26 protein-coding genes and 3 pseudogenes are annotated in these 26,437 nt (G+C 64.6%); 12 read left to right on the plus strand and 17 right to left on the minus strand.

Features of this window, described 5'->3' with window-relative positions; genetic code table 11:
- Positions 1–37: 37 nt before the first annotated feature.
- Both ADBZ9O_RS09295 and ADBZ9O_RS09300 read right to left on the minus strand, forming a co-directional pair.
- Positions 38–604, minus strand: coding sequence for a hypothetical protein (locus ADBZ9O_RS09295; protein ID WP_526530489.1), 567 nt, complete (start codon positions 602–604; stop codon positions 38–40).
- Between the two features lie 51 nt (positions 605–655).
- On the minus strand, positions 656–1,321 hold the full coding sequence (locus ADBZ9O_RS09300) for a DUF3060 domain-containing protein (RefSeq protein WP_526530491.1): 666 nt from the start codon (positions 1,319–1,321) through the stop codon (positions 656–658).
- Positions 1,322–1,429: 108 nt separating this feature from the next.
- On the opposite strand from ADBZ9O_RS09300, the gene ADBZ9O_RS09305 reads away from it, so the two are divergent.
- The 3 genes from ADBZ9O_RS09305 to ADBZ9O_RS09315 all read left to right on the plus strand — a co-directional run bounded on the left by ADBZ9O_RS09305 (position 1,430) and on the right by ADBZ9O_RS09315 (position 5,320).
- Positions 1,430–2,056, plus strand: a complete 627-nt coding sequence (locus ADBZ9O_RS09305; protein ID WP_526530493.1) for a TetR/AcrR family transcriptional regulator — start codon at positions 1,430–1,432, stop codon at positions 2,054–2,056.
- Complete coding sequence (locus ADBZ9O_RS09310) at positions 2,056–3,594, plus strand: FAD-dependent oxidoreductase (protein WP_526530495.1); 1,539 nt, start codon at positions 2,056–2,058, stop codon at positions 3,592–3,594. Before ADBZ9O_RS09305 ends, ADBZ9O_RS09310 begins: the two co-directional genes overlap by 1 nt.
- Before the next feature lie 562 nt (positions 3,595–4,156).
- A complete protein-coding gene (locus ADBZ9O_RS09315; protein ID WP_526530497.1) occupies positions 4,157–5,320 on the plus strand; it encodes an MmpL3/TtfA transport complex stabilizer in 1,164 nt (387 codons plus the stop codon).
- A 56-nt stretch (positions 5,321–5,376) separates the two neighbouring features.
- Here the strand turns inward: ADBZ9O_RS09315 and ADBZ9O_RS09320 are convergent, their stop codons facing one another.
- Positions 5,377–5,679 (minus strand): hypothetical protein, encoded by a 303-nt coding sequence (locus ADBZ9O_RS09320; RefSeq protein ID WP_526530499.1) that lies wholly within the window; start codon positions 5,677–5,679, stop codon positions 5,377–5,379.
- A gap of 89 nt (positions 5,680–5,768) precedes the next feature.
- Positions 5,769–6,104 carry a YnfA family protein gene (locus tag ADBZ9O_RS09325; RefSeq protein WP_526530501.1) on the minus strand — a complete coding sequence of 112 codons (336 nt, stop codon included), beginning with the start codon at positions 6,102–6,104 and terminating at the stop codon, positions 5,769–5,771.
- A gap of 152 nt (positions 6,105–6,256) precedes the next feature.
- On the opposite strand from ADBZ9O_RS09325, the gene ADBZ9O_RS09330 reads away from it, so the two are divergent.
- Positions 6,257–6,625, plus strand: coding sequence for a hypothetical protein (locus ADBZ9O_RS09330; protein WP_526530503.1), 369 nt, complete (start codon positions 6,257–6,259; stop codon positions 6,623–6,625).
- A 56-nt stretch (positions 6,626–6,681) separates the two neighbouring features.
- Positions 6,682–8,322: a long-chain fatty acid--CoA ligase gene (locus tag ADBZ9O_RS09335; RefSeq protein WP_526530505.1), complete on the plus strand. Its 1,641-nt coding sequence runs from the start codon at positions 6,682–6,684 to the stop codon at positions 8,320–8,322.
- A 19-nt stretch (positions 8,323–8,341) separates the two neighbouring features.
- Here the strand turns inward: ADBZ9O_RS09335 and ADBZ9O_RS09340 are convergent, their stop codons facing one another.
- The 3 genes and pseudogenes from ADBZ9O_RS09340 to ADBZ9O_RS09350 form a co-directional block, all read right to left on the minus strand.
- Positions 8,342–8,803 carry a type II toxin-antitoxin system Rv0910 family toxin gene (locus ADBZ9O_RS09340; protein WP_526530507.1) on the minus strand — a complete coding sequence of 154 codons (462 nt, stop codon included), beginning with the start codon at positions 8,801–8,803 and terminating at the stop codon, positions 8,342–8,344.
- A pseudogene (locus ADBZ9O_RS09345) lies at positions 8,800–8,880 on the minus strand (hypothetical protein); the annotation flags it as partial. The pseudogene ADBZ9O_RS09345 and the gene ADBZ9O_RS09340, both read right to left, overlap by 4 nt.
- 321 nt (positions 8,881–9,201) lie before the next feature.
- Positions 9,202–9,837, minus strand: a complete 636-nt coding sequence (locus tag ADBZ9O_RS09350) for a TetR/AcrR family transcriptional regulator (RefSeq protein WP_526530509.1) — start codon at positions 9,835–9,837, stop codon at positions 9,202–9,204.
- Between the two features lie 188 nt (positions 9,838–10,025).
- On the opposite strand from ADBZ9O_RS09350, the gene ADBZ9O_RS09355 reads away from it, so the two are divergent.
- Positions 10,026–11,084: an NAD(P)H-dependent amine dehydrogenase family protein gene (locus ADBZ9O_RS09355; RefSeq protein WP_526530511.1), complete on the plus strand. Its 1,059-nt coding sequence runs from the start codon at positions 10,026–10,028 to the stop codon at positions 11,082–11,084.
- Positions 11,085–11,109: 25 nt separating this feature from the next.
- On the plus strand, positions 11,110–11,967 hold the full coding sequence (locus tag ADBZ9O_RS09360; RefSeq protein WP_526530513.1) for a patatin-like phospholipase family protein: 858 nt from the start codon (positions 11,110–11,112) through the stop codon (positions 11,965–11,967).
- On the opposite strand, the pseudogene ADBZ9O_RS09365 reads toward ADBZ9O_RS09360, so the two are convergent.
- Positions 11,964–12,647: pseudogene (locus ADBZ9O_RS09365) on the minus strand (patatin-like phospholipase family protein); the annotation flags it as partial. The gene ADBZ9O_RS09360 and the pseudogene ADBZ9O_RS09365 overlap by 4 nt on opposite strands.
- Positions 12,648–12,713: 66 nt before the next feature.
- Here ADBZ9O_RS09365 and ADBZ9O_RS09370 point away from each other — a divergent pair.
- Positions 12,714–13,873, plus strand: a protein-coding gene (locus tag ADBZ9O_RS09370) for an IS3 family transposase (RefSeq protein ID WP_526523762.1) whose coding sequence is annotated in 2 segments (ribosomal slippage) — positions 12,714–13,005 and positions 13,005–13,873 — 1,161 coding nt in all. Because the reading frame shifts where the segments join, the coding sequence is not laid out codon by codon here.
- A 41-nt stretch (positions 13,874–13,914) separates the two neighbouring features.
- On the opposite strand, the pseudogene ADBZ9O_RS09375 reads toward ADBZ9O_RS09370, so the two are convergent.
- From ADBZ9O_RS09375 to ADBZ9O_RS09385, 3 genes and pseudogenes are all read right to left on the minus strand, one after another.
- Positions 13,915–14,223: pseudogene (locus ADBZ9O_RS09375) on the minus strand (patatin-like phospholipase family protein); the annotation flags it as partial.
- Positions 14,224–14,264: 41 nt separating this feature from the next.
- Positions 14,265–15,959 carry a CocE/NonD family hydrolase gene (locus tag ADBZ9O_RS09380; protein WP_526532999.1) on the minus strand — a complete coding sequence of 565 codons (1,695 nt, stop codon included), beginning with the start codon at positions 15,957–15,959 and terminating at the stop codon, positions 14,265–14,267.
- 29 nt (positions 15,960–15,988) lie between these two features.
- Positions 15,989–17,713, minus strand: a complete 1,725-nt coding sequence (locus ADBZ9O_RS09385) for a GGDEF domain-containing protein (RefSeq protein ID WP_526530515.1) — start codon at positions 17,711–17,713, stop codon at positions 15,989–15,991.
- A gap of 98 nt (positions 17,714–17,811) precedes the next feature.
- Here ADBZ9O_RS09385 and ADBZ9O_RS09390 point away from each other — a divergent pair, with 98 nt between their 5' ends.
- Positions 17,812–18,420, plus strand: a complete 609-nt coding sequence (locus ADBZ9O_RS09390; RefSeq protein WP_526530517.1) for a TetR/AcrR family transcriptional regulator — start codon at positions 17,812–17,814, stop codon at positions 18,418–18,420.
- On the opposite strand, the gene ADBZ9O_RS09395 is transcribed toward ADBZ9O_RS09390, so the two are convergent.
- A complete protein-coding gene (locus ADBZ9O_RS09395) occupies positions 18,407–19,627 on the minus strand; it encodes a PE-PPE domain-containing protein (protein WP_526530519.1) in 1,221 nt (406 codons plus the stop codon). The genes ADBZ9O_RS09390 and ADBZ9O_RS09395 overlap by 14 nt on opposite strands.
- Positions 19,628–19,761: 134 nt before the next feature.
- Between ADBZ9O_RS09395 and ADBZ9O_RS09400 the strand changes: the two genes are divergently transcribed.
- Positions 19,762–20,508, plus strand: coding sequence for an SDR family NAD(P)-dependent oxidoreductase (locus ADBZ9O_RS09400; RefSeq protein WP_526530521.1), 747 nt, complete (start codon positions 19,762–19,764; stop codon positions 20,506–20,508).
- A 5-nt stretch (positions 20,509–20,513) separates the two neighbouring features.
- Here ADBZ9O_RS09400 and ADBZ9O_RS09405 read toward each other — a convergent pair whose 3' ends face one another.
- On the minus strand, positions 20,514–21,026 hold the full coding sequence (locus ADBZ9O_RS09405; RefSeq protein ID WP_526530523.1) for a MarR family winged helix-turn-helix transcriptional regulator: 513 nt from the start codon (positions 21,024–21,026) through the stop codon (positions 20,514–20,516).
- A 78-nt stretch (positions 21,027–21,104) separates the two neighbouring features.
- A complete protein-coding gene (gene lpqV, locus ADBZ9O_RS09410; RefSeq protein ID WP_526530525.1) occupies positions 21,105–21,584 on the minus strand; it encodes a lipoprotein LpqV in 480 nt (159 codons plus the stop codon).
- A 112-nt stretch (positions 21,585–21,696) separates the two neighbouring features.
- Between lpqV and ADBZ9O_RS09415 the strand changes: the two genes are divergently transcribed.
- Positions 21,697–22,266, plus strand: a complete 570-nt coding sequence (locus ADBZ9O_RS09415; protein WP_526530527.1) for a cupin domain-containing protein — start codon at positions 21,697–21,699, stop codon at positions 22,264–22,266.
- Entirely contained in the window at positions 22,263–22,658 is a 396-nt protein-coding gene (locus ADBZ9O_RS09420; RefSeq protein WP_526530529.1) for a rhodanese-like domain-containing protein, read from the plus strand. The genes ADBZ9O_RS09415 and ADBZ9O_RS09420 overlap by 4 nt, the downstream gene beginning before the upstream one ends.
- Positions 22,659–22,667: 9 nt before the next feature.
- Here the strand turns inward: ADBZ9O_RS09420 and ADBZ9O_RS09425 are convergent, their stop codons facing one another.
- The 3 genes from ADBZ9O_RS09425 to ADBZ9O_RS09435 are packed head-to-tail and all read right to left on the minus strand — an operon-like array spanning position 22,668 to position 26,289.
- On the minus strand, positions 22,668–24,425 hold the full coding sequence (locus tag ADBZ9O_RS09425) for an alpha/beta hydrolase (protein ID WP_526530531.1): 1,758 nt from the start codon (positions 24,423–24,425) through the stop codon (positions 22,668–22,670).
- A gap of 9 nt (positions 24,426–24,434) precedes the next feature.
- Complete coding sequence (locus ADBZ9O_RS09430) at positions 24,435–25,217, minus strand: enoyl-CoA hydratase (RefSeq protein ID WP_526530533.1); 783 nt, start codon at positions 25,215–25,217, stop codon at positions 24,435–24,437.
- Positions 25,218–25,230: 13 nt separating this feature from the next.
- A complete protein-coding gene (locus ADBZ9O_RS09435) occupies positions 25,231–26,289 on the minus strand; it encodes a 3-hydroxyisobutyryl-CoA hydrolase (protein WP_526530535.1) in 1,059 nt (352 codons plus the stop codon).
- Positions 26,290–26,437 lie beyond the last annotated feature (148 nt).

Consider the following 26,437-nt stretch of genomic DNA (forward strand, 5'->3'; position numbering starts at 1 on the left):
GAGATCATCGGGAGATTGGCGGCGTGGGCCGTCCTGGTTATGGCCCCGCCGGTAGATCGGTATAGCGCGGGGCAAATCCGTCGGCGGAGAAGGTGAAACCTCGCTGGCTGGACTCGCTCAGACAGGAGATGCCGAGGTCCTGGACGTTGCAGCGGAATCCGGCCGCGGCCAGGATCTTGCCGAACTGCAGCGTCTGGGCGGGACCGGGCGCAAGGGTGAGGTCTCTGGCATCGAGCGTGGCGAAATGCGCATCGCCGGCGGTCTGTACCACCAGCGCATTCGGCTTTACCTCGGCGCCGTCGGCGGCGCCGGTCACGGTAGCCGGCGCGCCCTTGATGCTCAGGGCTCCAGTGCTTTTCGCGGATTGGCAGGCTGCTTGTTCATGCGGGACGATGGCGCATCGCCAGCTTCCGCTCGGCGTGGTGAAGAAGTAGCCGGGACCACCGCTGGACTGGCCGTAGAAGTCGAACGCATTGACCAGGTTCGCGTTGCTCGGCCGCTGGCTCGGCGGCGGCGGCGCGGGTGGTGGCGACGAAGCGGGTACCGAGCCGTCTCCGGTGGTGACGACGCCACCGGAGCACGCCGCCGCGACCTGCACCGCCATAGCGAGCGCAACGCTTCCGCATAGCCGATATCTACTGAACCGCAAGCAGTTTCAGCCTTGCTCGACGGTATTGCCCGAACCGGAATTGCTGATCTCGGGTTGGCCGGAATGGAACGTGATTCTGTTCTGAAAACCGGAGGCATTGATGGCGCCGGCACTGTCGAGCGTGACGATATTGCTGACGCCGGACACCTGGACACTCGCGCAATCACCGGTGATCACCACGGTGTTGGAGACGCCACTGATACTGACGACGCTGCCGTCGCAGGCCAGTGCCTTGCTTTCGCCGATCCCCGAAACGCTGAGCCGGTCACCGGACATCGGCGGCTCCACGGTCGGCGCCGGGTCGAGGGTGAAGCCCCCCGGTGTGCTGGGAGTGGTATCGAACCCGCCGCCACCGCCCGATGCGCGGGTAGGGGTGCTCGAGATCGGTAGGCCGCTGGTCACCCGGCTGGCGGTAAAGGCGAACACACCACCGCCAATCGCGAGGAAGGCGACCACAGCGACGCCGAGGATCAGCGGCAACCGGTTGCGCCGAGGCGGCTGCGGGGCCGGAAACTGCTGACCGCCGTACCAGCCCTGGGTCGGCATGGGGTAGGTCGGCGGGGCTGGCGGCGGATAGCCGCCGTACTGATCCGTGCCGAGTTCGCGGGCGACATCCTTGAGTGGACGTTCCAGTTCCCGAATCCGGGCTTCCGGGTCGTCCTGCGGGTCCATTCGCAGATAATCCCACACCCGTACGGCACCGCTGGCAGGAATTTTGACAGTGGATTACTGCCTGACAGGCAATATTGCCCGACGGGCATATTTCGGTATGGTGAGGGCATGGGCATTGAGTTATCGCTGGGTCTTCGAGAACGAAAGAAGCTCGACACCCGCCGCGCGCTGAGTGACGCCGCGCTCGCGCTGGCTTTCGAAAATGGTCTGGAGAACATCACCCGCGAGGACATCGCCGACCGGGCCGGAGTGTCCCTGCGCACCTTCAGCAATTACTTCACCGGCAAGTACGACGCCATTGCCTACCGTCAGGTTGAACGTGTTCGACGCAGCCTCGACGTTCTCCGTCAGCGGCCGGCCGATGAGCCGCTCTGGACGGCCGTCACCGCCGCTGTGCTCGAGCCGCTGGAAGCCGAAGGCGTCGCGGACGTGGTGCCCAGCGCTGCCCAACTTGCCGAAGTCCGCAAGGTGGTGCTGACGCCCCAGGCGAAGATCGCCTTCACCAAGGGCGCATTTGCAGATTGGGTCGAGGTCATCGCCGCGCGCACCGGTACCGACCCTCAACGCGATATCTACCCGCGGTTGGTCGTTGGCGTGATCGCAGCCGTCGTCGAAGCGGCGATCGAAACCTACGTCAACACCGAACCGCCGACACATGCCACCACTGTGCTGAGGCAGGGGTTTGCCGCGGTGGCCGCGGGCCTACCGTCGCCCACCGGAGAGGAACATCGCTGATGTCTGAGCGCGACGCCGATATCGTCATTGCCGGTGCGGGCCCGACGGGACTGATGCTTGCCCGCGAACTCGCGCTGGCCGGGGTGCGCCCGCTGGTACTCGACCAACAGGTCGGCCCCAGCGCTGAACCGAAGGCCAATGGTCTTGTCGGACAAGTTATTCGGCTGATCGATATGCGCGGGCTCTACCACGAGCTGGGGGGTGCACCCGGCGCTCCTGCGCCCATCCCCGGCTATACATTCAGCGGAATACCCCTATCGTTCGAGGGTATTGCGGATAACCCGATGTACGCCTTGATGGTGCCGCAACCACGCGTGGTCAGTGTGCTGGATCGACACGTCCGCGAGATGGGGGTCGACCTTCGGTGGGGCCACAGCGTGTCCGGGCTGACTCAGCACCCCGACCACGTCACCCTCGCTGTGGCAGGTCCCGACGGCCCCTACGAGCTGACGGCGCGATTCCTGGTTGGGGCGGACGGTGGACGCAGTCAGATACGGAAGTGGGCGGGCATCGAATTCCCGGGTGTCACAAGCGATGTGATCATGCGACTGGCACACGTGTCGCTCCCGGATCAGTTCAGGACGCCTGAGGGATGGTTCGAGATCCCGGGGTACGGTCGACTTCCCTTCGGGCACAACCGCTGCCAAGACGGGATGGTCGTCTTCGCCGCGTTCGAGGCGGGACGACAATTGATCGGAACCTTGGAATACGGCGGCCCCAAGGCATCTGACGACGCCCCGGTGACGCTGCAGGAGGTCGCCGACAGCGTCCGGCGGGTTCTCGGTGCGGACGTGCCGATGACACCACCGAGTGGACCGGGTCCGCACGCGTTGCGCCGGATCAACGGCCAGAACACCCGTCAGGCCGACCGCTATCGGGCGGGCAACATCTTCCTGGTCGGCGACGCCGCGCACGTGCATTCCGCGATGGGTGGCCCGGGCCTCAATCTGGGCCTGCAGGATGCGGTGAATCTCGGTTGGAAACTCGCCGCTGTCAGCCAGGGCTCGGCGCCCGACGCTCTGCTCGACACCTATCACGCCGAACGCTATCCCGTCGGTGAGCGGGTCATGACGCAATCGCTGGCGCAGACGGCGCTGATGGCCCCCGGTGACGAAGTGACGGCACTGCGCGGGCTGTTCGGCGAGCTTGTCCAGCAGCGTGACGTCGCAGCACATCTGGCCCAGACCCTCGCTGGATCGGACACCCGCTATGACATCGGCGACGATCATCGATTCTCCGGCCGATTCGTGCCTGAGCTGATGCTGACGTCCGGGCAGCGAGTGGCCGACCTCATGCATACCGCCCAACCCACGCTGCTCGATTTGGCCGGCGGATTCTTCGCCAACGCCGTCGCAGGCGATCAGGCCGGGGTGCGCAGTGTCGTCGCCACGAGTCCGTCGACCACCGCGGCCGCGCTCCTCATCCGGCCCGACGGCTACGTCGCGTGGGCCGCGGACAGCACCACCGATACCGACCTCCATCGCCTGCGGGAGGCGATGTCGAGGTGGTTTCGGGCACCCGCACAGGTCGATTGCTGAGATCTGCGCAGGCGGTGCAGCGGCCGTGCTGGACACCGCTGCGGTCTGCGAGAAATGACCGCTCTGGGCAATCGCTCACCCGGGTTGTCTGAATCAGCGAACATTCGGATGGCGCCGCGGCGGCAACTCGCCCGCGATGGCGGCGGACGTCCGCACGCCCACCCCGATGGGGTATCGGCGGGCTGACACGCCCAAATTCGACACTGTGATCTGCCACTCATCTTGGCGGCCGCGGCTAAGAATTTAGTAATTAAGAAACCTCGAAGATTTGCCCGAACCTGATTAGCCGATACTGGTATAACTGCAGATCAAGTGGTGTTGTGTGATAGCTATCAGCAAACAACACGGTTTGATAACGATGCAACCTGAGCAACACCTGAAACAATGTCATCCGGCCGGCGCGATTTCCCCCGAAGTAAAGATTTCACTACGAATTTGCCCACTACACTCAATCAGGACCAGCGTCGATCCGACGCTCACAAGCACGACCAGACGGGCTGAATACCTTCGCCCGCGGGAGGTACCGATCGATATGGCAAACAAAGTGGCCACTGTGAACGTTGTGACTGATGCACTGCGTAGCGTCTCGCTCGCCGAGCCCACCACGCCGTTGCGGCCGACTTGGCGCTCGACGGTGCGTGATCTGCCCGACGCGCAGGTGCGTTCGCACCTGCAGCGCCTCCCGGAGGTCGTCACCGAGGAGCCGGTCCTTGAGGCCGCATTGATCCCCGGCTTCGCCGAGGTCGGCCAGGTGTCGATAGGACGCGGGCCGATCGCCGATATGAGCATCAGCGCACGCGGCGGTTTCATCTTTGCGACCAACCAGATCGACGGCAGCGTGGCGCGCCTCGACCCGGAAACCCTGGCCGTGGTCGGCACCGTGACCGGCCTCGACGAAGCCTTCGTCGTGAAAGCGGCGGGATCCCGGGCCTACGTCAGCATGGTGGGCGAGGCGTATGACGCCGTCGCCGTTGTCGACACCAAGACCGGTGCGGTCGTTGCCACCCACCCCTTGGCACTGTCGGTGCGTGACTTGGCCCTCAGTGCGGACGGACGCCACGTCTACGCCGCCAGGACCGGCCGGGACGGCGCCGACGTCGCGATCATCGATACGGTCACCGACCGCGTCCTCACACTCGAACTCGGCACCCGCACTGATGCCACCGCCGAAGCCATGGCCATCAGCCGCGACGGCAGTCGCCTCTACGTGGCCACCGCGGACCACATCGGCGGTGAGGTGGTGGCGATCGACACTCGCACCAACCGGGTCATCGGTGGGTGCGCATTCGCCGCGCAGGTCCGCGATATCGCGGTCAGCCCGGATGGAGCGACCCTTTTCGTTGCCGGCTACGACACAGCTGTCGGCGCGCAGATCGACATCGTCGACACCCGGACGTTCACGGTGAGCGACACCGTCAGCCTCGGCGGAACCGTCACCCAGCTGGTCCTGAGCGTCGAGGGCGAACGCGCCTACGTCGTCAACGGTGATCGGGTCGCGGTGTTGTGCACGGCAACGCACGAGATCATCGACGCCATCACCGTCGGCGCTGAGCCGGCCTGCGTCAGCGAAAGTCGCGATGGTAGTCGGCTCTTCGTGGCTGACTACGACGGCGGTGTGACGGCGTTCGCTGTCGCCTCGACTACCGAGTCGTTGCTGGCGAAGATGATGACCCCGCAGGCGCTGGAGATGCTCGCGCTTCGCGAACTGGAGCCCGCAGGCGTCTGATCCCACTCAACACAAAAGCCGGGCGCTGATAGCGCCCGGCTTTTGTTGTTTGACGACTAGGTGCAGTTCAGCGAGACCGAAATCGACTGGCTGATGGTTTGTTCGACCAGGACCGTGCGGTCACGATTGCCGAGCACCGGACCCACTGCCGGTACCCACTGGGTGACCTGCTGGGGATTGCGGACGCTGGTGACGACGCAGTCCGATAGCGGCGCGGAACCGACCTTGTCGATGTTGACGGTGTAGCCCTGGGACTGCAGCTCGCTGATGGTCTGTTGAGCCGTCTTGTCGGCGAACGCAAGACCAGCCGGCGCGGCCAGAACACCGAATGCCGCTACTGCCGCTGCTGTGATTGTCATTGCGGTCCGCATGGGCGCCGCCTCCTTTGGGGTGATCAGCTGATTCTCTCACTGATTACATCGTTTGAACCGGCCAAAACGTTCCCGGTTCAGCCCGCCCGCGGGATGTACATGATCATCCCGACGCCGGCCAGACAGACCAGCGCGCCGATGACGTCCCAGCGGTCCGGGCGGAAGCCGTCCAGGGCGACGCCCCACACCAACGAACCGGCCACGAAGACGCCGCCGTAGGCGGCGAGGATGCGGCCGAAGTTGGCATCGGGTTGCAGGGTCGCGACGAATCCGTAGGCGCCGAGCGCCAGCACGCCGAGTCCCATCCACCACCAGCCACGGGACTCCCGCACGCCCTGCCAGATCAGCCAGGCCCCACCGATCTCGAACAGGGCTGCGACCAGGAACAGGGCAATCGATTTGGCGACCGTCACGCAGCCAGCTTCTCATCACCGCTGTGAACCGTCTGACCTCGTTGCGCGTGTCCTCAGCAGAGCTGTGCAACACCTGGGTGGAATCTGACGATGTAACTCTCAAAGAGGCATTCCCCGTGGCTCACAAGCTCCTAAGAACAGGAGGGGAACTCATGCACACATTGACTACCGTGGCCGGTCTGGCGCTGACGGCGGCAGCGGTTTTTGCCGCACCCGCAGGCGTCGCCGCCGCGGAATCGCCCGCCGAGACCATCGGCCAGCTCGAAGCGCAGGGATACTCCGTCAACATCGATCGCGTCGGGAGCGCACCGCTGCAGGACTGTGTCGTCGTCGGCGTGCGAAATCCGCAGACGGTGACCAGGCTGGTCCGGGTCGAGCGCAACGGCGGCAGACACCACGATGACGATGACGACGGTGGTGGCGGTGGAGGGGACCGGCGCGGACACGGGGATCGCGACTACGACCTCGTCGAGGTGGTGGTGAGCAAATCGATTTCGGTGTCACTGAACTGCGCGCGCTGACACGCTAGCCTTGGCCCCAACTTGAGCCGGCCACGCGAATCGAAGGCGGTGCATTGATGCACAGCACCATGCAGGACTTCCCCTTGACCATCACCGCCATCCTGCGGCACGCGGTCACCGTGCACGGTGACCGGACGGTCACCACGGCCACCGGCGACGGCGTCCGGAGTGCGAGTTACCGCGAGATCGGAATCGAGGCCGCGAAACTCGCCAACGCACTGCGTCGGCTCGGCATCATCGGTGACGAACGTGTGGCCACTTTCATGTGGAACAACCAGGAACACCTGGCGGCCTATCTTGCGGTGCCGTCGATGGGTGCGGTGCTGCACACGCTGAACATCCGGCTCGCGCCAGAGCAGATCGCGTTCATCGCCAACGAGGCGGAAGATCGCATCGTCATCGTCGACAGCTCGCTCGCCGCGCAGCTTGCCGAGGTGCTGCCTAGCCTGCACACTGTGCACACCGTGATCGTTGTTGGCGAGGTGGGATCGAAAGACGCTGCAGCACTGGAGAAGTCGGGCAAAGCCAGGCTGCGGTATGCCGATCTGCTGGCCGTTGAGCCACCAGAGTTCGACTGGCCTGATCTCGACGAGAAGTCAGCTGCGGCGATGTGTTACACCAGCGGTACCACTGGGAATCCGAAAGGTGTTGTCTACAGCCATCGTTCGAGCTATCTGCATTCGATGTCAACCAATGTGGTCAACGGTTTCGGGATGGGATTCGGCGATTCGGTGCTGCCGATCGTGCCGATGTTCCATGCCAACGCCTGGGGTATGCCCTATGGGGCGATGATGGCCGGAGCTGATCTGGTGCTGCCCGATCGCTATCTGGATGCGCCGTCGTTGATCAACCTGATCGAGACGCAACGGCCGACGATGGCCGGCGCGGTGCCGACCATCTGGAACGACGTGATGAATCGTCTGGAACGGGACCCCGGCCGCGACATCTCGTCGCTGCGGATGGTGGCCTGCGGCGGATCTGCGGTGCCCGTATCGCTGATGAAGGCGTTCGAGGAACGGCACGGCGTCCAGATCCGGCAACTGTGGGGGATGACGGAGACTTCGCCGCTGGCGACACTGGCGTGGCCACCGCCCAACGTATCGCAGGACCAGCATTGGGAACTGCGTGCCACCCAGGGCCGGCCGGTGTGCGGCGTGGAGGCGCGCATCGTCGATGACGAAGGTGCAGTGCTGCCCAATGACGGTGAATCAGTCGGCGAGCTCGAGGTCCGTGGGCCCTGGATCGCCGGCGGCTACTACCTGGGCCGCGATGAGTCCAAATTCGCCAGCGGCTGGTTGCGGACCGGCGATGTCGGGCGGATCGACGCACTCGGCTTTGTCACCCTGACCGACCGCGCCAAGGATGTCATCAAATCCGGGGGTGAGTGGATTTCATCGGTGGAACTGGAGAATCACCTGATCGGCCATCCCGCGGTACTTGAGGCTGCTGTTGTCGGTGTCCCCGACGAGCGGTGGCAGGAACGCCCGCTGGCGGCCATCGTGATCAAAGACAACGCCGACGTCACCGCCAAGGAACTCCGAGAGTTCCTCGCCGACAAGGTCGTTCGCTGGTGGTTGCCCGAGCGATGGACGTTTGTCGATGAGGTACCCAGGACCAGTGTCGGGAAGTACGACAAGAAGACGATCCGCGCCCGGCACGCCGATAACGCTTATACGGTCACCGAGGTCCGTGACTGACAATCAGGCAGTCGCGTTGCTAAGCAGTCGCGGCGAGTTCGTGGTGGCGGTGCGGTGCCAATGCGTCCAGCCGACGCAGCGCACTGCTGAGCTGCCGGTTGATGTCGTTCTCCATTGCATCGCCGACGACACCCTGGATCAGCTCGCCACGGAAATCGCCCTTCATGGCGAATTCCGTTCCATCCCGCGTTGGGGTGATGGTGAACTCGAACCGGCAGCGCACTCCCGCCGCACCGGTTCCCGTCAACACCAGTCGCGATCGCGGATCCATCACGCCGACATGCCATGTCATCGTGGTGGGCACGCCGAGAACGGTGATCTTGGAGGTCAGGTTGGCGCCCGGTGTCAGTGCCGGAGGGTTCTTGACCCAGCTCTGGTGCAGCGTTAGCCACTTCCCCCAATTGGGGAGGTCCGTCACCATCGCCCACACCTCGTCCGGTGTCAACCAAAGATTGCGGGTGGCATGGATGTGTCCCGTCATCGCTCCACTTTCTGGTAGGCGGTGACGGCTACTGCGCCACCGAGGCCGATATTGTGCTGCGACGCAGCAGTGACGTTTGCTCCGAAAATTCTCTGGATGGCGGAAGAATCCATGCCGGCGTTGTTGAGAGACGGGGTCGAAGACCCCTGGGTGATCTGCGAGCAGTCCCACCCTCTGCGCCTACCCGGCTTTGCATATTTCCCCATACCGACCCCAACCGCTAACGCCCTATTCGGCATGCATCCTTACGTTATGGCAATGCGCCATGTGCGGAAACATACCGGCGGGTATGTATTTCCGGCAAGGGTCCTCAGGTTCGCGTGTCGGCGAAATCGGGGGCCTCTCAGGTTGGTTGCCGCAGCCCCTCACACAGTGCCCGCAAACTCGGGTGAGGAGCCTTACCGCCGATGCGACAGGTCGGGGGCGAGGGCCCGCAGGCTGGCGCAGGCACGCCGCCACCGACGCTCCGTGCGTTTGCCGTCGCGGTCGACGAAACCGGAGATCAAGATGCCGTGCAGGACGTCCATCGCCACGTAGACGAAGTCGCGGATCTCGCGCTGCATCGACTCATCGGTGGTGGCCTCAGCGACCCCGATCAAGAGGGCGGTGTTCACCGCGGGTTCGACCTTGGCCATCTCGGCCGCCAGGGCGTCATCGGTGCGCGCCGCGAGCCATAACTCCGTGGTAGCAGCGAAAAGCGGGCCTTGATGGACCTCCCACAGGAAGTCCAGAATGCCGCCAACCGGGTCATCGCTGGCGACCAGATCACTGACGTCGCCGAGGGTCGAAGAGATGCGTCGCTGCGCCAGATGTTTGATGGCTGCGGCCACCAGATCCGTCTTGGAACCGAAGTGGTGAACCTGCGCTCCACGGGTGACGCCGGCCCGTCGGGCGACCCGGGGAGTGGTCGTTCCGGCGTAGCCGAACTCCACCAGACAATCGACCGCGGCGTCGAGGATCCGGGCCCGCGTCTGCGCGCTGCGCTCCTCCTGCGTTCGTCGCAGGGGACCGCTCCGCGAAACTCCGGAAGTCACAAATAGCTACTCTACCTGTTCCGTACAGGTCGGTATGTAAGTTACTTCGTCGTCAAATTCTCAGCTCCGTCTCAGCTGAATCTCAGCAGAAATTAGAACGACTCATAAGAAAGGGAATATCGAATCGTGCGCTCGTGTAAAACGTCAGTAGAACGTGTTCTAGTTTTGACCCCCGCGGAGGAGACACGATGAGCCTGAAAGTTGTGCAGTGGGCGACAGGCGGAGTGGGTATCGCCGCCATCAACGGAGTGCTCGAGCACCCCGAGCTCGAGTTGGTTGGGTGCTGGGTGCACTCGACGGCCAAGAACGGTAAAGACGTCGGCGAGATCATCGGTATCGATCCGCTCGGGGTCACAGCGACCAACAGCGTCGACGAGATTCTGGCGATGGATGCCGATGCCGTCATCTACGCCCCACTGATGCCCAACGCCGATGAGGTGTTGGCGCTGCTGCGCTCAGGCAAGAACGTCGTGAGCCCCGTCGGCTGGTTCTACCCGGGTGAGAAGGAAGCAGGCCCGTTGCGCGCGGCCGCTGTCGAGGGCAATGTGACCCTGCACGGCACGGGAATCGCGCCAGGTGGCATCAGCGAGCACTTCCCCTTGGTGCTGTCGATCATGTCAACGGGTGTGACGTTCGTTCGCGCCGAGGAGTTCTCGGATCTGCGCACCTATGACGCGCCCGACGTGCTGCGGTACGTGATGGGCTTCGGGGGCACCCCGGAAAAAGCGTTGACGGGACCGATGCAGAAGCTACTTGACGGTGGCTTTGTCCAGTCGGTGAAGATGGTGGTCGACCAGATCGGCTTCAATGCCGACCCGATCATCCGGGCCACCCAGGAGATTGCAGTGGCCACCGGACCGATCGACTCACCGATGGGCACCATTGAGGCAGGCCAGGTCGCGGCTCGGAAATTCCACTGGGAGGCCCTCGTTGACGGTGAGCCCGTCGTCCGGGTCACCGTCAACTGGTTCATGGGGCAGGAAAACCTTGACCCGCCTTGGACATTCGGTCCGGCCGGTGAGCGCTATGAGATGGAGGTCCAGGGCAACCCGGACTTCAACGTCACCATCAAGGGATTCCAGCCCGAGAGCGTCGAGGCCGGTTTGAAGAGCAACGCCGGCATCGTGGCGACCGCTGCACACTGCGTGAACTCGATCCCCGCGGTCTGCGCTGCCGCGCCCGGAATTGCCACCTACCTGGATCTCCCGCTGATCAGCGGCCGGGCGGCACCGCGGCTGTCCCGCTGACGTAGAGCTGGCACACTCGGGTGCCATGACGACACGACTCGCTCTGGTGCTCGCAGGCGGGGGCCTGGCCGGTATCGCGTGGGAGACGGGCATGCTGCGCGGGATTGCCGACGAAGCACCCGCCGCGGCGGAAGCACTGCTGAATTCCGATGTGCTGCTCGGTACCTCCGCAGGATCGACGGTGGCGGCCCAGATCGGCAGTGGGGTTGGTCTCGACGAGCTGTACGCCCGGCAGACCTCGACGACCACCCACGAGATCGACTCCGGGGTGAATATCGACGACATCACCGAACTGTTCGTCACGGCGATGATGCGGCCCGGCAGCACCACCGCGGAGAAGTTGCAGCGCATCGGTGCCATCGCGATGGCCACTGCCACCGTCCCCGGACCGGTCCGGCGTGCGGTGATCGAACACCGGCTGCCGTCGCACCAGTGGCCCGACCGGATCTTGCGGATCACCGGAATCGACATCGCTACAGGCGAACTGGTGGTGTTCGACAACGGCTCGGGTGTGCAGCTCGTCGACGCCGTGGCCGCCAGTTGCGCGGTCCCTGGCGTATGGCCGCCGGTGCAGATCGGCGACCGCACCTTCATGGATGGGGGAGTGGGCAGCTCGGTGAACATGGTGGCCGTCGCCGATTGCGATGTCGCGGTGACGCTGGTGCCCTCGGGTGAGATGGCGCCGTCACCGTTTAGCAGCGGCACCGCCGCTGAAATCGCCGATTTTGCGGGGACGACGTTGGGGCTGTTCGCCGACGACGAGGCGTTGGCCGCCTTCGGGCCGAACCCCCTGGATCCGCAGTGCCGGCTCCCGTCGGCACGGGCGGGCCGCGAGCAGGGCCGACGGCAAGCGGGTGTCGTCGCCGACTTCCTGGGCCTCTAACCCGCTGGCGAGGGCCGGCTGTCGAGGTTGTCGAGCGCCGCGGAGGCGAGTTCCTGCCCGATATCGATGACCTCGGCTGCCCGATGGAATTCCAGGCTTCGGCACACCGTCCGCGGTACCTCGATCAGCAGGTCCGGCGGGTAGGCCGCCAGGGTGTGCCGGGCCAGCGCGGCCTGGGCGATATCGATGGTCCGGTACATCACCTCGAAGTTTCCCAGCCGGGGGACGCTGGCGCCCCGGCCGGAGACGTCGGTGGCGTCGGTCTCGTCCGGCAGTTCTGCACTGCTGAATCGGCTGAGCACCGACTGCGCCGACGGTGTTTCCAGGAGCGATTTCGCGGCCTTGGTGTCGAGCAATGCCGATGTGCTGCGCAGCATTCGGCTCAGCCACTCGGTGGTGGCCCGCGGTTCGGTGTCTGTGAGATGACGCGCTGGATCGTCGCCACTGAGACTGACCGCGATCGTCAGGTCGGCGTTCACTGCCGCGATCGGTGCCATCGGCAACGGATCGAGGATGCCGCCGTCGGCGAGCAGCCGGCCGTCGAGCACATGGGGGGAGATGATCCCCGGGATTGCGATGGACGCCCGGATGGCGGCATCGACCGGGCCGCGCTGCAGCCATACCGACTTGCCCGCGAGCAGATCGGTGGTGACCGCGGTGTACGGGATCGGCAGGTCTTGGGACTGCCCCCAGTTTGGTTGACTCCTGACCTGTGAGGATTCGTCCTTGCTGGAAGGATCAATTCCGTGCCGAAAGCATTTCCCGCCGAGTTCCGCGCTGACGTGATCGCTGTAGCCCGCAAGGGTGAGGCGCCGCTACGTCAGATCGCGAAGGACTTCGGCATCTCCGAGGCCTGCCTGCATCGCTGGCTCAAGATCGCCGACCGCGAAGACGGTATCGACCGAAAAGGAGCAACCGCGGCCGCGGGTGACGTCTCTGCCGAGCTGCGTGAAGCGCGCAAACGGATCAAGCTCCTCGAGCAAGAAGCCGAGATCATGCGCCGTGCCGTCGGCTACTTGTCGCGGGACGTCAACCCAAAATGATGTACCCGCTGGTCCTTGATCTTGCCGCAGACGGTGTCCCCGTCACGGTGACCTGCCGGGTTCTTGGCTTCTCTACCCAAGCGTTCTACAAGTGGCGCAAAGCCCCTGTGACACAACGCGACTTGGACGATGCACATCTCATCAACGCCGCCCTCGACATCCACGCCGACGACCCCACCTTCGGCTACCGCTTCATCGCCGATGAACTCCCCGCACTCGGGATCATCGCCGGCGAGAACAGAGTGGCTCGACTGTGCTCGCAAGAACGCATCTGGTCGGTCTTCGCCAAGAAGCGCGGACTGAACAGGAAGGCCGGGCCACCCGTGCACGACGACCTCGTTGGCCGCCAATTCTCTGCCCAGACCGCCAACGAGATCTGGTTAACCGACATCACCGAGCACCGCACCGATGAAGGCAAGCTCTACCTCTGCGCCATCAAGGACGTGTACTCCAACAGAATCGTCGGCTACTCGATCGACTCGCGGATGAAGGCGTCGCTGGCCGTGGCCGCCCTGCGTCACGCCGTCGGCGTCCGCTCGCCCGTCGCTACGATCGTGCATTCCGACCGCGGCAGCCAATTCCGGTCACGGAAATTCGTGTACATGCTGTCGCACAACGGGTTACGAGGCTCCATGGGCCGCGTCGGGGCATGTGGAGATAACGCCGCCATGGAGTCTTTCTTCGCACTATTGCAACGTAACGTCCTCGACCGGCAACGGTGGTCCACCCGAGCCGAACTGCGACTGGCGATCGTCACCTGGATCGAGCGCACCTACCACCGACGCCGCCGCCAACGCGCCCTTGGCAAGCTCACCCCGATAGAGTTCGAACTGCTCCACACCCCAGCCGCAACCGCGGCCTGAAATTCACACCCCGCGAGTCAACTGAACTCGGGGCAGTCCCCTTCGATGGCGATATCGCCGAGAATGTCACGGACCGCGTCGATGATCTTCTCCGCCCGCAACACACCCGCCGCACCCAGTGAGGGATCTAGCAGCCGCAGCACCGCACGTTGGGTCAATGATGTTGCCCAGAGCGCGAATTCGTCCAACTGACCGGCTGCGTGCAGGCCGCCTACCAGGGCGCCCATCGAGGAGCCGGCGACCCCCACCACCTCGTATCCGCGGTCGCGGAGTTCGTTGATGACGCCGATATGGGCGTACCCGCGAGCACCACCGCTACCGAGGGCCAGGGCGACACGCATACCGACCATTTTGCTCTGGTCCCACCCGCGTCCACCACGGGGTCGGACAATCAACCCGCGTCGGGGATGACCGGCACCAGCAGTCGCGCGGGGTGTTCCTGGCTCCAGTGCATCGTCACGGCGCCTCTGTGCTTCGTGTCGTACGCGCCAGGAAACTGACCTGTCAATGGGTTTCGTGACCACAGCCAGCGTCCGGCGACGACCACCCGGAGTTGCTCACCGGCCCGAAACAGCGTCGCCGACGGGCCCAGCGGCACATCGACCTGCACGATCTGCCCCGGTACCAACTTCTCTGCGGCGCTACAGGCCGGCACAGGCTCGAAGGGACGCGACCGGTCCTGGTCGAGAGCGCGCAGCGAGGCCCGCAGCCATCCGGTGGTGACCCGGTCGCGACCGAAACCGAACGAACCTTCGAAGGGGACGTATTCGCGGGCCCTCCGGCCGCGCCATTTCTCGACGCCGACGAACAGGTCGACATCGTCGCAACCCTCGACCTCGACGAACAACCGTAGCGCCATCGGGCCGGTCAGCTCGGTATCCTCGGGCACCGTCCAGCCGAAACGGGCTCCTGCCGAACGGATCTGGAAGTTGATCGAACCGGCGTCATCGACCGGCGAGACGGACAGCCCACCGTTGCCCAGGTACAGCGGTGTCCACCGGGTCGAGTCCAGCGGCCAGTTGTCCTCGGTGCGCACCTCGACAATCTGGTCCCGGCTTTCGCGAACCTCGAGCCGCACCCGCGGCAACGGTTCCGATGATCCACCGCGTAGGTGCCGGTCCAGGAAGGCCAGTTGCGCGGTTCGCGATTGCGCAGAGTAGAAGTTGGCCCACTTACCGTCGCGATGGGTATACAAGTGCCGCTGTGCTGAGGAGATCTGCTCGAATCCGCGCAACGAACCTCTGCTGTGCATGTTGTTATCGGAGAAGCTGCCGCAGATCAGTGCGGGCACGTCGATCTTCGGCAGGTCAGGAACCAGTGCCCGCCACCAGTCGTCGATCAGTGGTCGGCGCGTATTCTCTTTGCCCAGTTGATATGTGAGCCGGTCCCTGGCGGTGCCCCGGCTCCACACCTTCACAAAACCGTTCTCCTGGATTCCGCCGGGCCGAAGCAGGTCGCGGTAGGCATCGGTGAAGCCCTCCCACGGCACGATGGCCTTCAGGTGTGGCGGCTGCAGCGCGGCGGCCTTCCATTGCGAGATCGCCAGGTACGACACGCCCATCGTTGCGACGGACCCGGTGCTCCACGGCTGCGCCGCCGCCCATTCGATCAGGTCGTAGACATCCTCACCCTCCTGATCCGACAGCAGCGATCCCACCCCGTCAGAGCGGCCACAGCCCCTGAGGTCGCAGTTCACCACGGCGAAACCGCGCGCAACCCACCACGCGGGGTCCGGGGCTTCCCAGCCGGTGAGCGTGGAAAAGCGTACGGCGGAGGTCTGGCGCAACACCCGGTACTGAAGCGGAATCGAGTACCCCGAACCGCGGCGCTTCTTCTTGGGGATGTTGTCCTTGCCGTAGGGGTGGGCGCTCAGGATGACCGGAAACGGACCGCCGGTCGCGGGCAGATGCACGTTGACGCGCAGAATGGTGCCGTCGCGGGTTTCGACGTCCCTATCATGTTGCATCACAATCGAATTCGTATCGGGTGGGTAAACCTCGACAGTTGGGCGGGTCAGCCCGCGCAGCCGGGTCAGGGCATAGCGCAGCGCACCCGGTCGTTTCCAGGGTTTATCTAAGGCCGGTATGTTCTCTTCGGCGGCAACGGTCAATGTCGTTACCGAACAGCGTCACCGTTGCCCACCGCGGCGGCGGACATGGAGGTGTTTGCCGCGCTGATGCAGAAGTGGACCAGGATCTGCAGTGAACTGGCGACATCGAGGAGGGCGGCGTAGTCGGTGGTGGCGAACACCTCAACGAGATATCCGCGTTCGGTGTCGCTGGCGCCGGCGGCGAGGACCGCCTGGTAGCCGAGCGCTGTCAGTTGGTCGATTTCAGCTTGATCAGAGCTCTCGAGGTCGACGGCCGCGAAGAACGCCGAGCCTGTGGTGATGGCGTGGGCGGTGGCCGGAAATTCGCGCAGAAGATAAGGCCCCGTTGACTCTTCAGGTTTGACCACGGACAGTCCGGTGGCCAAGTCGCGAATGCTGTCAGCGGTGTGGAAGGTCATCATGGTCGTGCCCGTGGTATCGGTGACGGATACCGCCCAGCCGGCTGCTTCGGTGATGAGTTGGGTTTCCCGCGCAAGAATTTCCAGAGCACTGAGCACGGGCAGCGGGCGGCTGTCATTTACCAGTGCGGCAACGTGACTGACCAGGGAGCCGGCCGTACCGGGACGCGACGTCGAGCGAGGGCTGGCTCTGTGCGGGGGCATGTAGGCCTTGATGGCGTCGGTGGTGAATCGGCCGCGCCCGTGCGCTTTCGCGCGAATCAGCGCGGCATCTGCGGCTGCCATCAGCTCCCCCCCGGAACTGATGTGCGGTCCAGCCTCGGCGGCGCCCCAGGTCATGGTGAGCTGCGGTCCATGAGCGGCGCTGATCTTCTGGTTGACGGTTAGTGCAAGGCGCTCGGCGTCGACAAGCGTCGCGTTGGGGAGCAGCACGCAGAATTCGTCACCGCCGAGCCGAACTGCCAGTGCGTGGTCCTCTGTGGCGATCGACTGTCGCAGTTTGTCGGACACGCTGGTGAGTAGCACGTCGCCGGCTGGGTGCCCATCGCGGTCGTTGACGTCTTTGAACCCGTCAAGATCGCCGACGAGCAGCACCGGAGTTGTTGCATGCCAATCGATAACGGCGAACTGCGCCTCCAGGGCGCGCCGATTCGGCAAATCGGTCAAGGGGTCACGGTGGGCGTGCCGCCACACGGTGCTGAACAACTCGCCACGGCCGATCCCGGCAGCGGTGTAGGCGGCGATCGTCTGGAGAAGCTCTACGTCGTCGCGTCCGAAACGCCGTCCTGCCCGACCGGAAGCCCAGATTTCTCCCCACATGGCACCGTCGAACATCACGGGCACCGCGACTTCGCTCTCTATGCCAGCCTGAATCAGGTAGTCCTGGCACGCCGGGTCCAGGTGATGATCGTCGATGGCGTGGACGTAGGGCTGCCCGTGCTGCAGCAGCGCGATCACGGACGGGTCGGAACTGACCTCGTAGTCATCGGACTCAGGCCATCGCTGCTCACCGGGTGGTAGCTCACCGACATTTATCAGCGTCCGCAGGACGTGCTCGTCGCGCTCCCAGCGACTGATCGACAGCGATGCGGCGCCGAGCGCCGTCAATGCCTGTTCTGCCACCACTTCCAGAATTTCGTCGAAGTAGGTGGCGTGCAGCACTCCGTAGGAGATGCGCAACATGGTGCGCAGTACGGACAGATCGTCAGGGATGGTGATGTCGAGCGCGGAGTCGATTGGGGCGCTTTCAGTACCGGCCGTGCGCCGCATCACCCAGTCCGGACCCACCACACGTCTCCCGCGTACCTGCTGCAGTGTGGCCGCCGTACGCAACCTTCTCAGCTTTGAGCTGCAGTCTAAGCGGTTCTGAGCACCCGTTGCTCATTTGTTGGATTCAAATGCGAGAAGAGATTCACGCTAAGGTGAAACTCATGCCGAAGAAGACGCCGATCGCGCCGGGTCCCCGGGACGAACGGGGAGTTCTTGCGGCGCGGATTGCCGCCGCAGCCCGTGAGGAATTCGCCGCACACGGCTGGGCCGGGACGACGTTGCGAGCTGTGGCGCGCGCCGCCGATGTGGACCCCGCGCTGGTCTACCACTACTACGGATCCAAAGAAGGCCTTCTTGATGCCGCGACCACGCCGCCGCCGAAGTGGCTGGAGAACGTCGCACAGACCTGGGCGACACCGGTTTCCGGTCTGGGTCGCGCATTGATCGAAACCCTGCTGGCCAGCTGGGCCGACGATGAGATCGGCCCGACGCTGCGGGCGGTCCTGCAGACGGCAGCCCATGAGGCCAGCACCAGGGAGAAGCTGCGGCTCATCGTGGAGCGCAGCCTGATCGGGGTGTCCCAGTTCGGCGCCGACGAGCATGACCGACTGGTGCGTAGCGGTCTCATCTCATCTCAGTTGATGGGCTTCGCTCTGATGCGCTACGTCTGGAAGATAGAACCGGTGGCATCGATGGCTGATGATGAGGTCGTCGCCGCCATCGCGCCCAACCTGCAGCGCTATATCGAGGGTGACCTCAGCGCGCCCTAGTGCGGTGCGTACCGTCGGGACCAACGGGACCAACGTGGCCGGCTTGGGTCTTGGCAGTTTTGCCGGTTTTGCTGCTCTTGATTGGCTTGGGCGTCTTGATCTTTGGCGCGGATGTGCGTGAAGTGGGCGTCGTCGCGGTACGTGTGACAGCGGGCTTCGCCGCCGCCTGGATATCCGCGAGCGCGGCCTTGGCACCTTTATCGGCGGCGGCACGCAGATCGGCAGCCAGTTTCACCGGATCGATCGTCGGGAACAGTCCGGCGGGCGTCGGGGTGCCGTATCCGATGCTGCGGTCGTAGCCGAGTTCGACCAGTACCCGCAGCGTCGGCTCGACCAGATCAGCCAGCGGCGTGGTGAATGCCGTGGTGCCCGTGGCGATTCCGAAGTCGCGCAATGGCTTTAACAACGGCAGGCTCTTTGTGGGAATGGTGATGTAGGTGGTATCGCCGAACGTCTGGCGATTCGCCGGATCCGCTATCGCCGCGAGCAACTCGTCCTCGCTGTAACCGTCTCGAGTCAGCACGTAGCTGCCGTGAATATCGATACCCGCCAACGAATTCAGCAATGCGAAGACGTTGAGCGGGTAGCGCGGGAAGTCGGCGGCGATATCGTATTGGAATGCGATATCGGTGGTCGCAATCCCGGTGTCGGTCGGTGTCGCGCCGTTGAACGTGAACTCCAGGATGGGGATCGTCAGCCCGGCGAAACGCTGCAGCAGCCCACCGTTGGGGCGGTCCGGGTTTGCGGTCAGGACGAACTGCAGCAGGGCTTTGATCTCATCGGAGGCCTTCGCCAAGTTGCGCTTCTCGATCGAGGCGATCACAGCGCTCTGCGACGTACCGTTGATCACGACCGGCTCGTCAGGATGGCTGAGGAGATAGTTCAGCAGGGCGCCGTTGAGATCGGTCACGCCCTGTGCCACTGACTTGTCCAAGGTGAGGGTGCCGAGGAAGGGGGCGAGCTGTTCCGGGGTCGGCAGGGACGTCAGCTGGCAGGTGTCCACCTTGCACGCCGAGGTCGGATCGATGTACAGCCGGCCGGTATCGGCCATGAAGTGCGGAATGGTGCCGGGGTCGGGCTGGCCGGTGCCTCCCATGATCAACGCCGTGACGGCGTGACCGGTGGGGATCGGTGCGAACGCGAGCAGCGCCGCGCAGGCCCCGGCGGCGATCGCGGTTACCGCTGACCGCGTTATGAAGCTGTGCATACCGCGTGCCGGAGAACGGTGGTGCGCATACGTGCATCCTCGCACGGCCAAATCGGGAATAGCGTGACATGTCACGTAGTTATGTCGATCAGAGCGGGCGGATCTGCCGCCCCCATCAGCGAACGGAGAAGATCATGGGTCAGCTCAGCGGGAAGACAGCACTCGTCACCGGCGGTACGTCGGGAATAGGCCTGGCCACTGCGCAACGGCTCGCGGCCGAGGGTGCACATGTCTTCGTCACCGGCCGCAACCAGGCCGGTGTCGATGCTGCGGTGTCGTCGATCGGCGATTCGGCCACCGGTCTGCGCGGAGACATCACCGAACCTGCGGACCTCATTGAGCTGGCCGAAGCGATCCGCGCCCGCGGCCGCGGCCTGGACGTCGTGTTCGCCAATGCCGGCGGCGGTGAGTTCGCCACTTTGGAAGACGAGACCCGCGAGCATCTGGCCGACACGTTCAACCGCAATGTCGGTGGCACCGTGTTCACCGTGCAGACGGTGCTGCCCCTGCTCAACGAAGGCGCATCGATCGTGCTCGCCGGTTCGACCGCGGCGTCCGAGGGGGTCGCGTCGTTCGGCGCATACGCGGCGTCGAAAGCGGCCATCCGCTCCTTTGGCCGGACGTGGGCCGCTGAGCTCGTCGGACGCAAGATCCGCGTCAACACCGTCATCCCCGGGCCGGTGGAGACCCCCGGTCTGGCGGGGCTGGCCCCCAGTGGCGGTGAGCAGGCGTTGCTCGACGGTATGGCGGCCACCGTCCCGATGGGTCGGCTCGGGCAACCCGCCGAAATCGCCTCTGCCGTGCTGTTTCTCGCCTCCGATCAAAGCAACTTCATGACCGGTGCCGAGATCTTCGTCGACGGCGGTGCCCAGCAGCTCTGACGCAATCAGTCCGGTCTCGGCAGGGTGCCCTCGGCCAGGATGTTCTCGTAGACGGTCCCGAGAATATCGGCGAGCTGGGTCTCCTGCCGGGCCGTGATTCCGGCGAAGAACAGCGTGCGTACCCATGCGACGTGCTTGGGGGCGGCCGCCGATACCGTCTCCCAGCCCGTCTCGGTCAGCACCGCATCAGTGGCTCGCCCGTCGGCTGTCGACCGCGCGCGGTCGACCAGATTGCGCGTCACCATCCGTTTCAGGTGGTGAGAGAGGCGACTACGTTCCCACCCGATCATGGTGGCCAGACTGGTCAGCTGCATTCGGCGTTCTGGTGCACGGGAGAGTGCGTTGAGCACCGTGTAATCGCCAAGGGACAGCCCACATTCGGTCTGCAGGTGCCGGTTCATCTCGTATTCGAGGCGGTGATAGACCTGCATGTAGTTCAGCCAGGCCCGTTGCTGGGAGGCGTTGAGCCACACGCCCTCATCGGTCGCGCGGCTATCGGTCGCGCGGTTATCGATCACGGCGGTCCAGATTCGAATCGGTGAGATTTAAAGATGGCCTCACCCTCCAACTGAGTGACATGTCACCAACTTTAGGCGCTATGCGCACTCGCCGTTTGCGGCTCCGGTGACGGCGATGATGACACCCGCCTGTTGGGCCGGCGTCAGCTGCGCCCATGCGGTGTTGAAGGTGCCGGGGCCGGTGGCTTGAGGGGCCTGCAGGATTTTCAGATACGGCTCGACGAGGGTCTGCGGGTCCACCTGTTGTTCGTCCATCCACAGTTTTGCGGCATGACACGCCTGGCCGTACTGGGATTCCGTCGCATCGGCGGGCACGTCGACCTTCGTCGTCACTCCGCCCGGCGAGACTCCCACCGAGCCGGGGGGCGTCGGCTCAGCCGGTAGCGGAGCCGGTTCGGAGGTGAACCCGGGAACTGATTCCGATGGGGACACCGTCACCGGTGCCGAGGTCGATGACGACGTCGATGTGCTGTCGGATCCGCATCCGGCGGTGGCTGCAACTAGGGCGACGACGAGGACGGCTGGCCCCAGCGAGGCGCTTCGGAGGTGTCTGCGCATGCCCACCAATCTATGCAACACTGATCAGCGTGATGCAGCGCAGCGGATTTGTGGAGTGTTGTCCGGCGTAACCGCCGACCCCCATCCGTTCATTTCTCCTGGAGTTCTCCGCATGACTTCCACAGCTGTTTTTCCGTCCGCCATGCCCGCGGTGTCCGCACCGACGAGGCTGCGACTACCCGATCTCCTGCACGCCACCGATCAAGGTGCCGACGATGTCCTGGGAGGGCGCTACAACCACCTGCTGCCCGCAGGCGGCGTCCCCACCGATCGGCGCTGGTTCACCCGACTGCGCGGTGACGACGAACTCGACGTCTGGCTGATCAGCTGGGTGCCCGAACACTCCACCGAACTACACGACCACAGCGGGTCGCTCGGGGCGCTGACCCTGCTGACCGGAGCGCTAGACGAATTCCGTTGGGATGGAGACGTTTTGCGGCAGCGGCGGCTCGTCGCCGGTGATCAGGCGGCGTTCCCGCTGGGCTGGGTGCACGATGTGGTGTGGGCTCCGTCGGGCCAAACGCCGTCGAGCCCGGCCGTGATTACCGGGCCGTTGGAGCCGACCCTGAGCGTGCACGCGTACTCGCCACCGCTGACGGCGATGTCCTATTACGAGGTCACCGGTCGCGGGACGCTGCGCCGTCAGCGCACCGAGCTGACCGATAAGCCCGAGGGCGAATGACCAGCCGGATCGACGCGCTGCTCGCCGACGCCAGGGCCCGGTTGCACCGGCTGCCCGCCGGCGAGGTGCCCGCCGCACTGCGCCGTGGCGCGCTGCTGGTCGATATCCGGCCGCAGGCCCAACGTGCCCGCGAGGGTGAGGTGGCCCACCTATCCGAGCAAGCGCTGGTGATCGAACGCAACGTGCTGGAGTGGCGCTGCGATCCGACCAGTGAGGCGAGGTTGCCGCAGGCAGAAAACGATGACGTCGAATGGGTCGTGCTCTGTTCGGAGGGCTACACGTCGAGCCTGGCCGCCGCGGCCCTGCAGGACCTCGGGCTGCACCGTGCCACCGATGTCGTCGGCGGCTACCACGCGCTGGTCGCGGCGGGTGTACTCGACGCTCTGGCCTGACGGCCCGGCTTACTCCGGCGCGCTGAGCATCGGACGTAGCTTCGCCGTCTTCTCCGGAGTCCAGCCCGGCGGCTGCAGAATCGCCGCCCAGGCATTCGCGACATCGTCGACGTAGCGGTGGCCGTGACCCGGCGGCACGTCCACCGCGACGGCCATATCGGCGGAGACCTGAAGAAACGTCACCACCGGAACCCAGTGCATCTCTGGCAGAACGTCGTACCCGCGCTTCTCCCTCAACCAGTCCGGTTTCTGGAAGAGCAGGTCCGGATTCCACCAGGCAATGGGATCCGACGCGTGCTGCAGGTACACCACGCGTGGATCGAGCCATGGCCCGGCGGGGCGGTTCAGGTCGTCGGGGCGGGCCACGAACCGGACATATTCGCCCTTGTCGTAGATGGGCAACCACTCCGGGGAGTCGGCGTCGCGGTTGACGGTGAGGTCGGTCCAGACCGTGTTGTTGAACGTCGGCCCGGAAAACAACGCCCCGTCGGTCCTGGCGATGATGTTGTTCAGACTCAGGAACGGCGCCTCACCGCCGAACGAGCCCAGGCTCTCCCCGAATACTACGAGCTTGGGGCGCTGCCCTTCTGGCATCGCCTTGACCAGTTCGTCGACCGCTTCGAACAGTGCCTGACCGGCTTGGCGGGCGTTCTCCTTGTCCACCAGGAATGACAGCCAGCTCGGCAGGAACGAGTACTGCATGCTGACGATCGCGGAGTTGCCGTTGTACATGTACTCCAGCGACGCCGCTTCGGCTTCGTTGATCCAGCCGGTGCCCGTTGTGGTGGCCACCGCGACGACTGCGCGGTTCAATCCGCCGGTGCGCAACAGTTCCTGGGCGGCCAGTGCGGCGGTGGCTCTGATGCCGTTCGCCGAGTTGAGGCCCGCATATGCCCGGATGGGCTCGATCGCCGGTGTGCCGTTGAATGTCGAGAGCTGCTCGACGGTCGGGCCGCCGCCGACGAAGGTGCGCCCCTGCTGTCCCAGCGACGACCACGAGGCGAGCGAGCCGGGCCCGCCTGAGCGCAGTGGGGTGCTTGGTGCCGGATTGTCCGCGTTCTCTTCGTTATTGACCGCACTGAAGGTGTTGTTCAGGGTGGTCATCGCGAATCTGACCACGATGCCGTTGAGTAGGGCGACCGTGAGCGCGACCAGAAGCAGCACCACGACCACACCCGAAACCCTTGGCGGGGCAACACGTTCGAGTCGTCGGACCAAGAAGAGCACCAGTCTGCGGATCAGCTGGCCGATTTCAACGAAGATGAACAACACAACGATCGCGATGAGTGCGGCTTGCGGATAGTTCCACCACTGCAGACGTGGCACACCCATCAGGTCGCGGATATGGTCCTGCCAGCGGTGGAACTCGAAGACCATTCCGAGCATCCCGACTGCGCCAACCCCGACCAATGCCAACCATGCCCAACGTGGCGCCGGTGGGCTGGTGTCCTTGGAACGCATGTAGCGGACCAAGAAGACGCCGAACACCCCGAGGCCATAGCCGATCGCCCCTGCCGCGCCACTGACCAGACCTTGAAACAGCGGCCCGCGCGGCAGCAGCGACGGCGTCATCGACAAGAACAGGAAGATCAAACCGACCGCGGTGCCGAAGAACGTGTAATGCCGCTCCCACCATGGTGGTTTGGCGGGCGGCTCGGTGTCATCCGGCTTGTCCGGTGCCGCGGCGTCGGGTTCGCGCTCGGCGGTGGCGACCGCGGAATCCGGGGTGGCGTCCGATGGGTCGGAGACGGGGTGCGCGTCAGTCACGCATGCACTTTAACGGTGCGTGAAGTTGGGAGGCCGCTTCTGCGTGAATGCCGCCATGCCTTCGGTCTGGTCATCGGTGGCGAATGCCGAATGGAACAGTCGCCGCTCGTACAGCAGACCCTCGGCGAGGGTGGATTCGAACGAACGGTTGACGGCTTCCTTGGCCATCCGCGCCGCCGACCTCGACATCTGCGAGATGGTGGTTGCGACGGCTTTCGCCTCGGTCAGTAGATCGGCGGCGGGTACCACCCGGGAAACCAGGCCAGCCCGGTCGGCTTCCTCGGCGCCGATGGTGCGCCCCGTCAGGATCAGATCCATCGCCTTGGCCTTACCGATGGCCCGCGTCAAGCGTTGGCTGCCGCCCATTCCGGGGAGCACACCCAGTTTGATTTCGGGCTGGCCGAATTTCGCAGTGTCGGCAGCGATCAGCAGATCGCACATCATCGCCACCTCGCAACCGCCGCCAAGCGCATAGCCCGCCACCGCTGCGATCGTCGGCGTCCTGACTGCGGCCAGCTTGCCCCACGCGGAGAAGTAGTCGGAACCGTACACCTCGGCGAACGACAGTTCGGCCATCTCCTTGATATCCGCCCCGGCGGCGAAGGCCTTCTCGTTGCCGGTGATGATGATGGCGCCGATACCCGGGTTGTCGTCGAATTCAGCTGCGGCTGTGGTGACTTCGGTCATCACCTGTCCGTTGAGCGCATTGAGCGCCTTGGGCCGGTTGAACGTGATGATGCCGACGCGGTCTTCGGTGTCGACCAGGATGGTTTCGTAGTCCTTGGTACTCATTGGCTCTCTCCTTCTAAAACGTCAGGTCGGGATCGGCGGGTACGAAGTAGGCCTCGACATCGGCCGGGCTGACTGCGGCCAGTGAGTCCGGCGACCACGTCGGGTTGCGGTCCTTATCGATCAGCTGGGCGCGGATTCCCTCCACCAGGTCATGTGAGCGCAGCGAGGCGCACGATACCCGGAATTCCTGCACCAGAACATCTTCCAGCGACTCCAGGTCACCGGCCCGGCGGATCGCCTCCAGCGTCACCGACAGCGAGATCGGGGACCGACTGGCGATGACCTTCGCGGCATCCGCAGCTGCGTCAGCGCCATACCCGCTCAATTCGGCGAGGATATCTCCGATGGTATCGCCGGAGTAGCAGTGATCAATCCAATCAAGCTGAGCTGCAAGCGAACTCGGTGGCGGGGTGACAGCGTGTTTGTCTAGCGCGGTGTCGACATCGTGGTCGATGATCGACTGCCGGAACGCGTCGAGATCGTCGTGGGGGACGAAGTGGTCGGCGAAACCGAGCGTGATGGCGTCCGCGCCGGAAATGGGAACGCCGGTCAGCGCGACGTGCAGTCCGAGCTTGCCTGGTGCGCGGGCCAGCAGATACGTCGAACCGACGTCGGGAATGAATCCGATGCCGACTTCGGGCATCGCCATCTTCGTCTTGTCGGTGACCACTCGAACGCTGCCGTGCACACCGAGTCCGACACCACCGCCCATCACGATGCCGTCCATCAGCACCACATACGGCTTGGGGTGCCTACCGATCATCTCGTTGAGCCGGTACTCGTCGAACCAGAACTTGCGCGCGTCCGTGCCGTCACCGCGAGCGCTGTGATAGATCGCGACGATATCGCCGCCTGCGCAGAGTCCGCGTTCGCCTGCGCCGTCGAGCAGCACGGTGCGCACGGTGTCGTCATGCTCCCAGGCCGTGAGGACGTCGACCATGGTATCGACCATCGTCTGGTTCAGGGAGTTGATGGCCTTGGGGCGGTTGAGGGTCACGATGCCGACGCCGCCCTCAACGCGGGTCAGGATCTCGGCGCCGGACAAGGAAGCCTTGTCGGGTTCGTCCGTCACGTGTGAGCCGTCCTATCTGCAGTTGCCGGTCAAAAGGTTGGACATCCAAGTATTCTCCGGCCAATCTAGATCGTCGTCTCTTCGGCCCGATCCTTGGGTAAGGTTCACCTTCGACGGGTGCGCAAAAGACCCTCGAAAACGGGAACGC

This window comes from Mycobacterium sp. (assembly GCF_965229105.1).
Classification (GTDB): Bacteria; Actinomycetota; Actinomycetes; order Mycobacteriales; family Mycobacteriaceae; genus Mycobacterium.

Bases quoted from the DNA above. Each gene is read 5' to 3' on its own strand.
- ADBZ9O_RS09295 (WP_526530489.1), bottom strand. From the start codon at position 604: ATGGCGGTGCAGGTCGCGGCGGCGTGCTCCGGTGGCGTCGTCACCACC.
- ADBZ9O_RS09300 (WP_526530491.1), bottom strand. From the start codon at position 1,321: ATGGACCCGCAGGACGACCCGGAAGCCCGGATTCGGGAACTGGAACGT.
- ADBZ9O_RS09305 (WP_526530493.1), top strand. From the start codon at position 1,430: ATGGGCATTGAGTTATCGCTGGGTCTTCGAGAACGAAAGAAGCTCGAC.
- ADBZ9O_RS09310 (WP_526530495.1), top strand. From the start codon at position 2,056: ATGTCTGAGCGCGACGCCGATATCGTCATTGCCGGTGCGGGCCCGACG.
- ADBZ9O_RS09320 (WP_526530499.1), bottom strand. From the start codon at position 5,679: ATGACAATCACAGCAGCGGCAGTAGCGGCATTCGGTGTTCTGGCCGCG.
- ADBZ9O_RS09330 (WP_526530503.1), top strand. From the start codon at position 6,257: ATGCACACATTGACTACCGTGGCCGGTCTGGCGCTGACGGCGGCAGCG.
- ADBZ9O_RS09335 (WP_526530505.1), top strand. From the start codon at position 6,682: ATGCACAGCACCATGCAGGACTTCCCCTTGACCATCACCGCCATCCTG.
- ADBZ9O_RS09340 (WP_526530507.1), bottom strand. From the start codon at position 8,803: ATGACGGGACACATCCATGCCACCCGCAATCTTTGGTTGACACCGGAC.
- ADBZ9O_RS09355 (WP_526530511.1), top strand. From the start codon at position 10,026: ATGAGCCTGAAAGTTGTGCAGTGGGCGACAGGCGGAGTGGGTATCGCC.
- ADBZ9O_RS09360 (WP_526530513.1), top strand. From the start codon at position 11,110: ATGACGACACGACTCGCTCTGGTGCTCGCAGGCGGGGGCCTGGCCGGT.
- ADBZ9O_RS09390 (WP_526530517.1), top strand. From the start codon at position 17,812: ATGCCGAAGAAGACGCCGATCGCGCCGGGTCCCCGGGACGAACGGGGA.
- ADBZ9O_RS09395 (WP_526530519.1), bottom strand. From the start codon at position 19,627: ATGCACAGCTTCATAACGCGGTCAGCGGTAACCGCGATCGCCGCCGGG.
- ADBZ9O_RS09400 (WP_526530521.1), top strand. From the start codon at position 19,762: ATGGGTCAGCTCAGCGGGAAGACAGCACTCGTCACCGGCGGTACGTCG.
- lpqV (WP_526530525.1), bottom strand. From the start codon at position 21,584: ATGCGCAGACACCTCCGAAGCGCCTCGCTGGGGCCAGCCGTCCTCGTC.
- ADBZ9O_RS09415 (WP_526530527.1), top strand. From the start codon at position 21,697: ATGACTTCCACAGCTGTTTTTCCGTCCGCCATGCCCGCGGTGTCCGCA.
- ADBZ9O_RS09420 (WP_526530529.1), top strand. From the start codon at position 22,263: ATGACCAGCCGGATCGACGCGCTGCTCGCCGACGCCAGGGCCCGGTTG.
- ADBZ9O_RS09430 (WP_526530533.1), bottom strand. From the start codon at position 25,217: ATGAGTACCAAGGACTACGAAACCATCCTGGTCGACACCGAAGACCGC.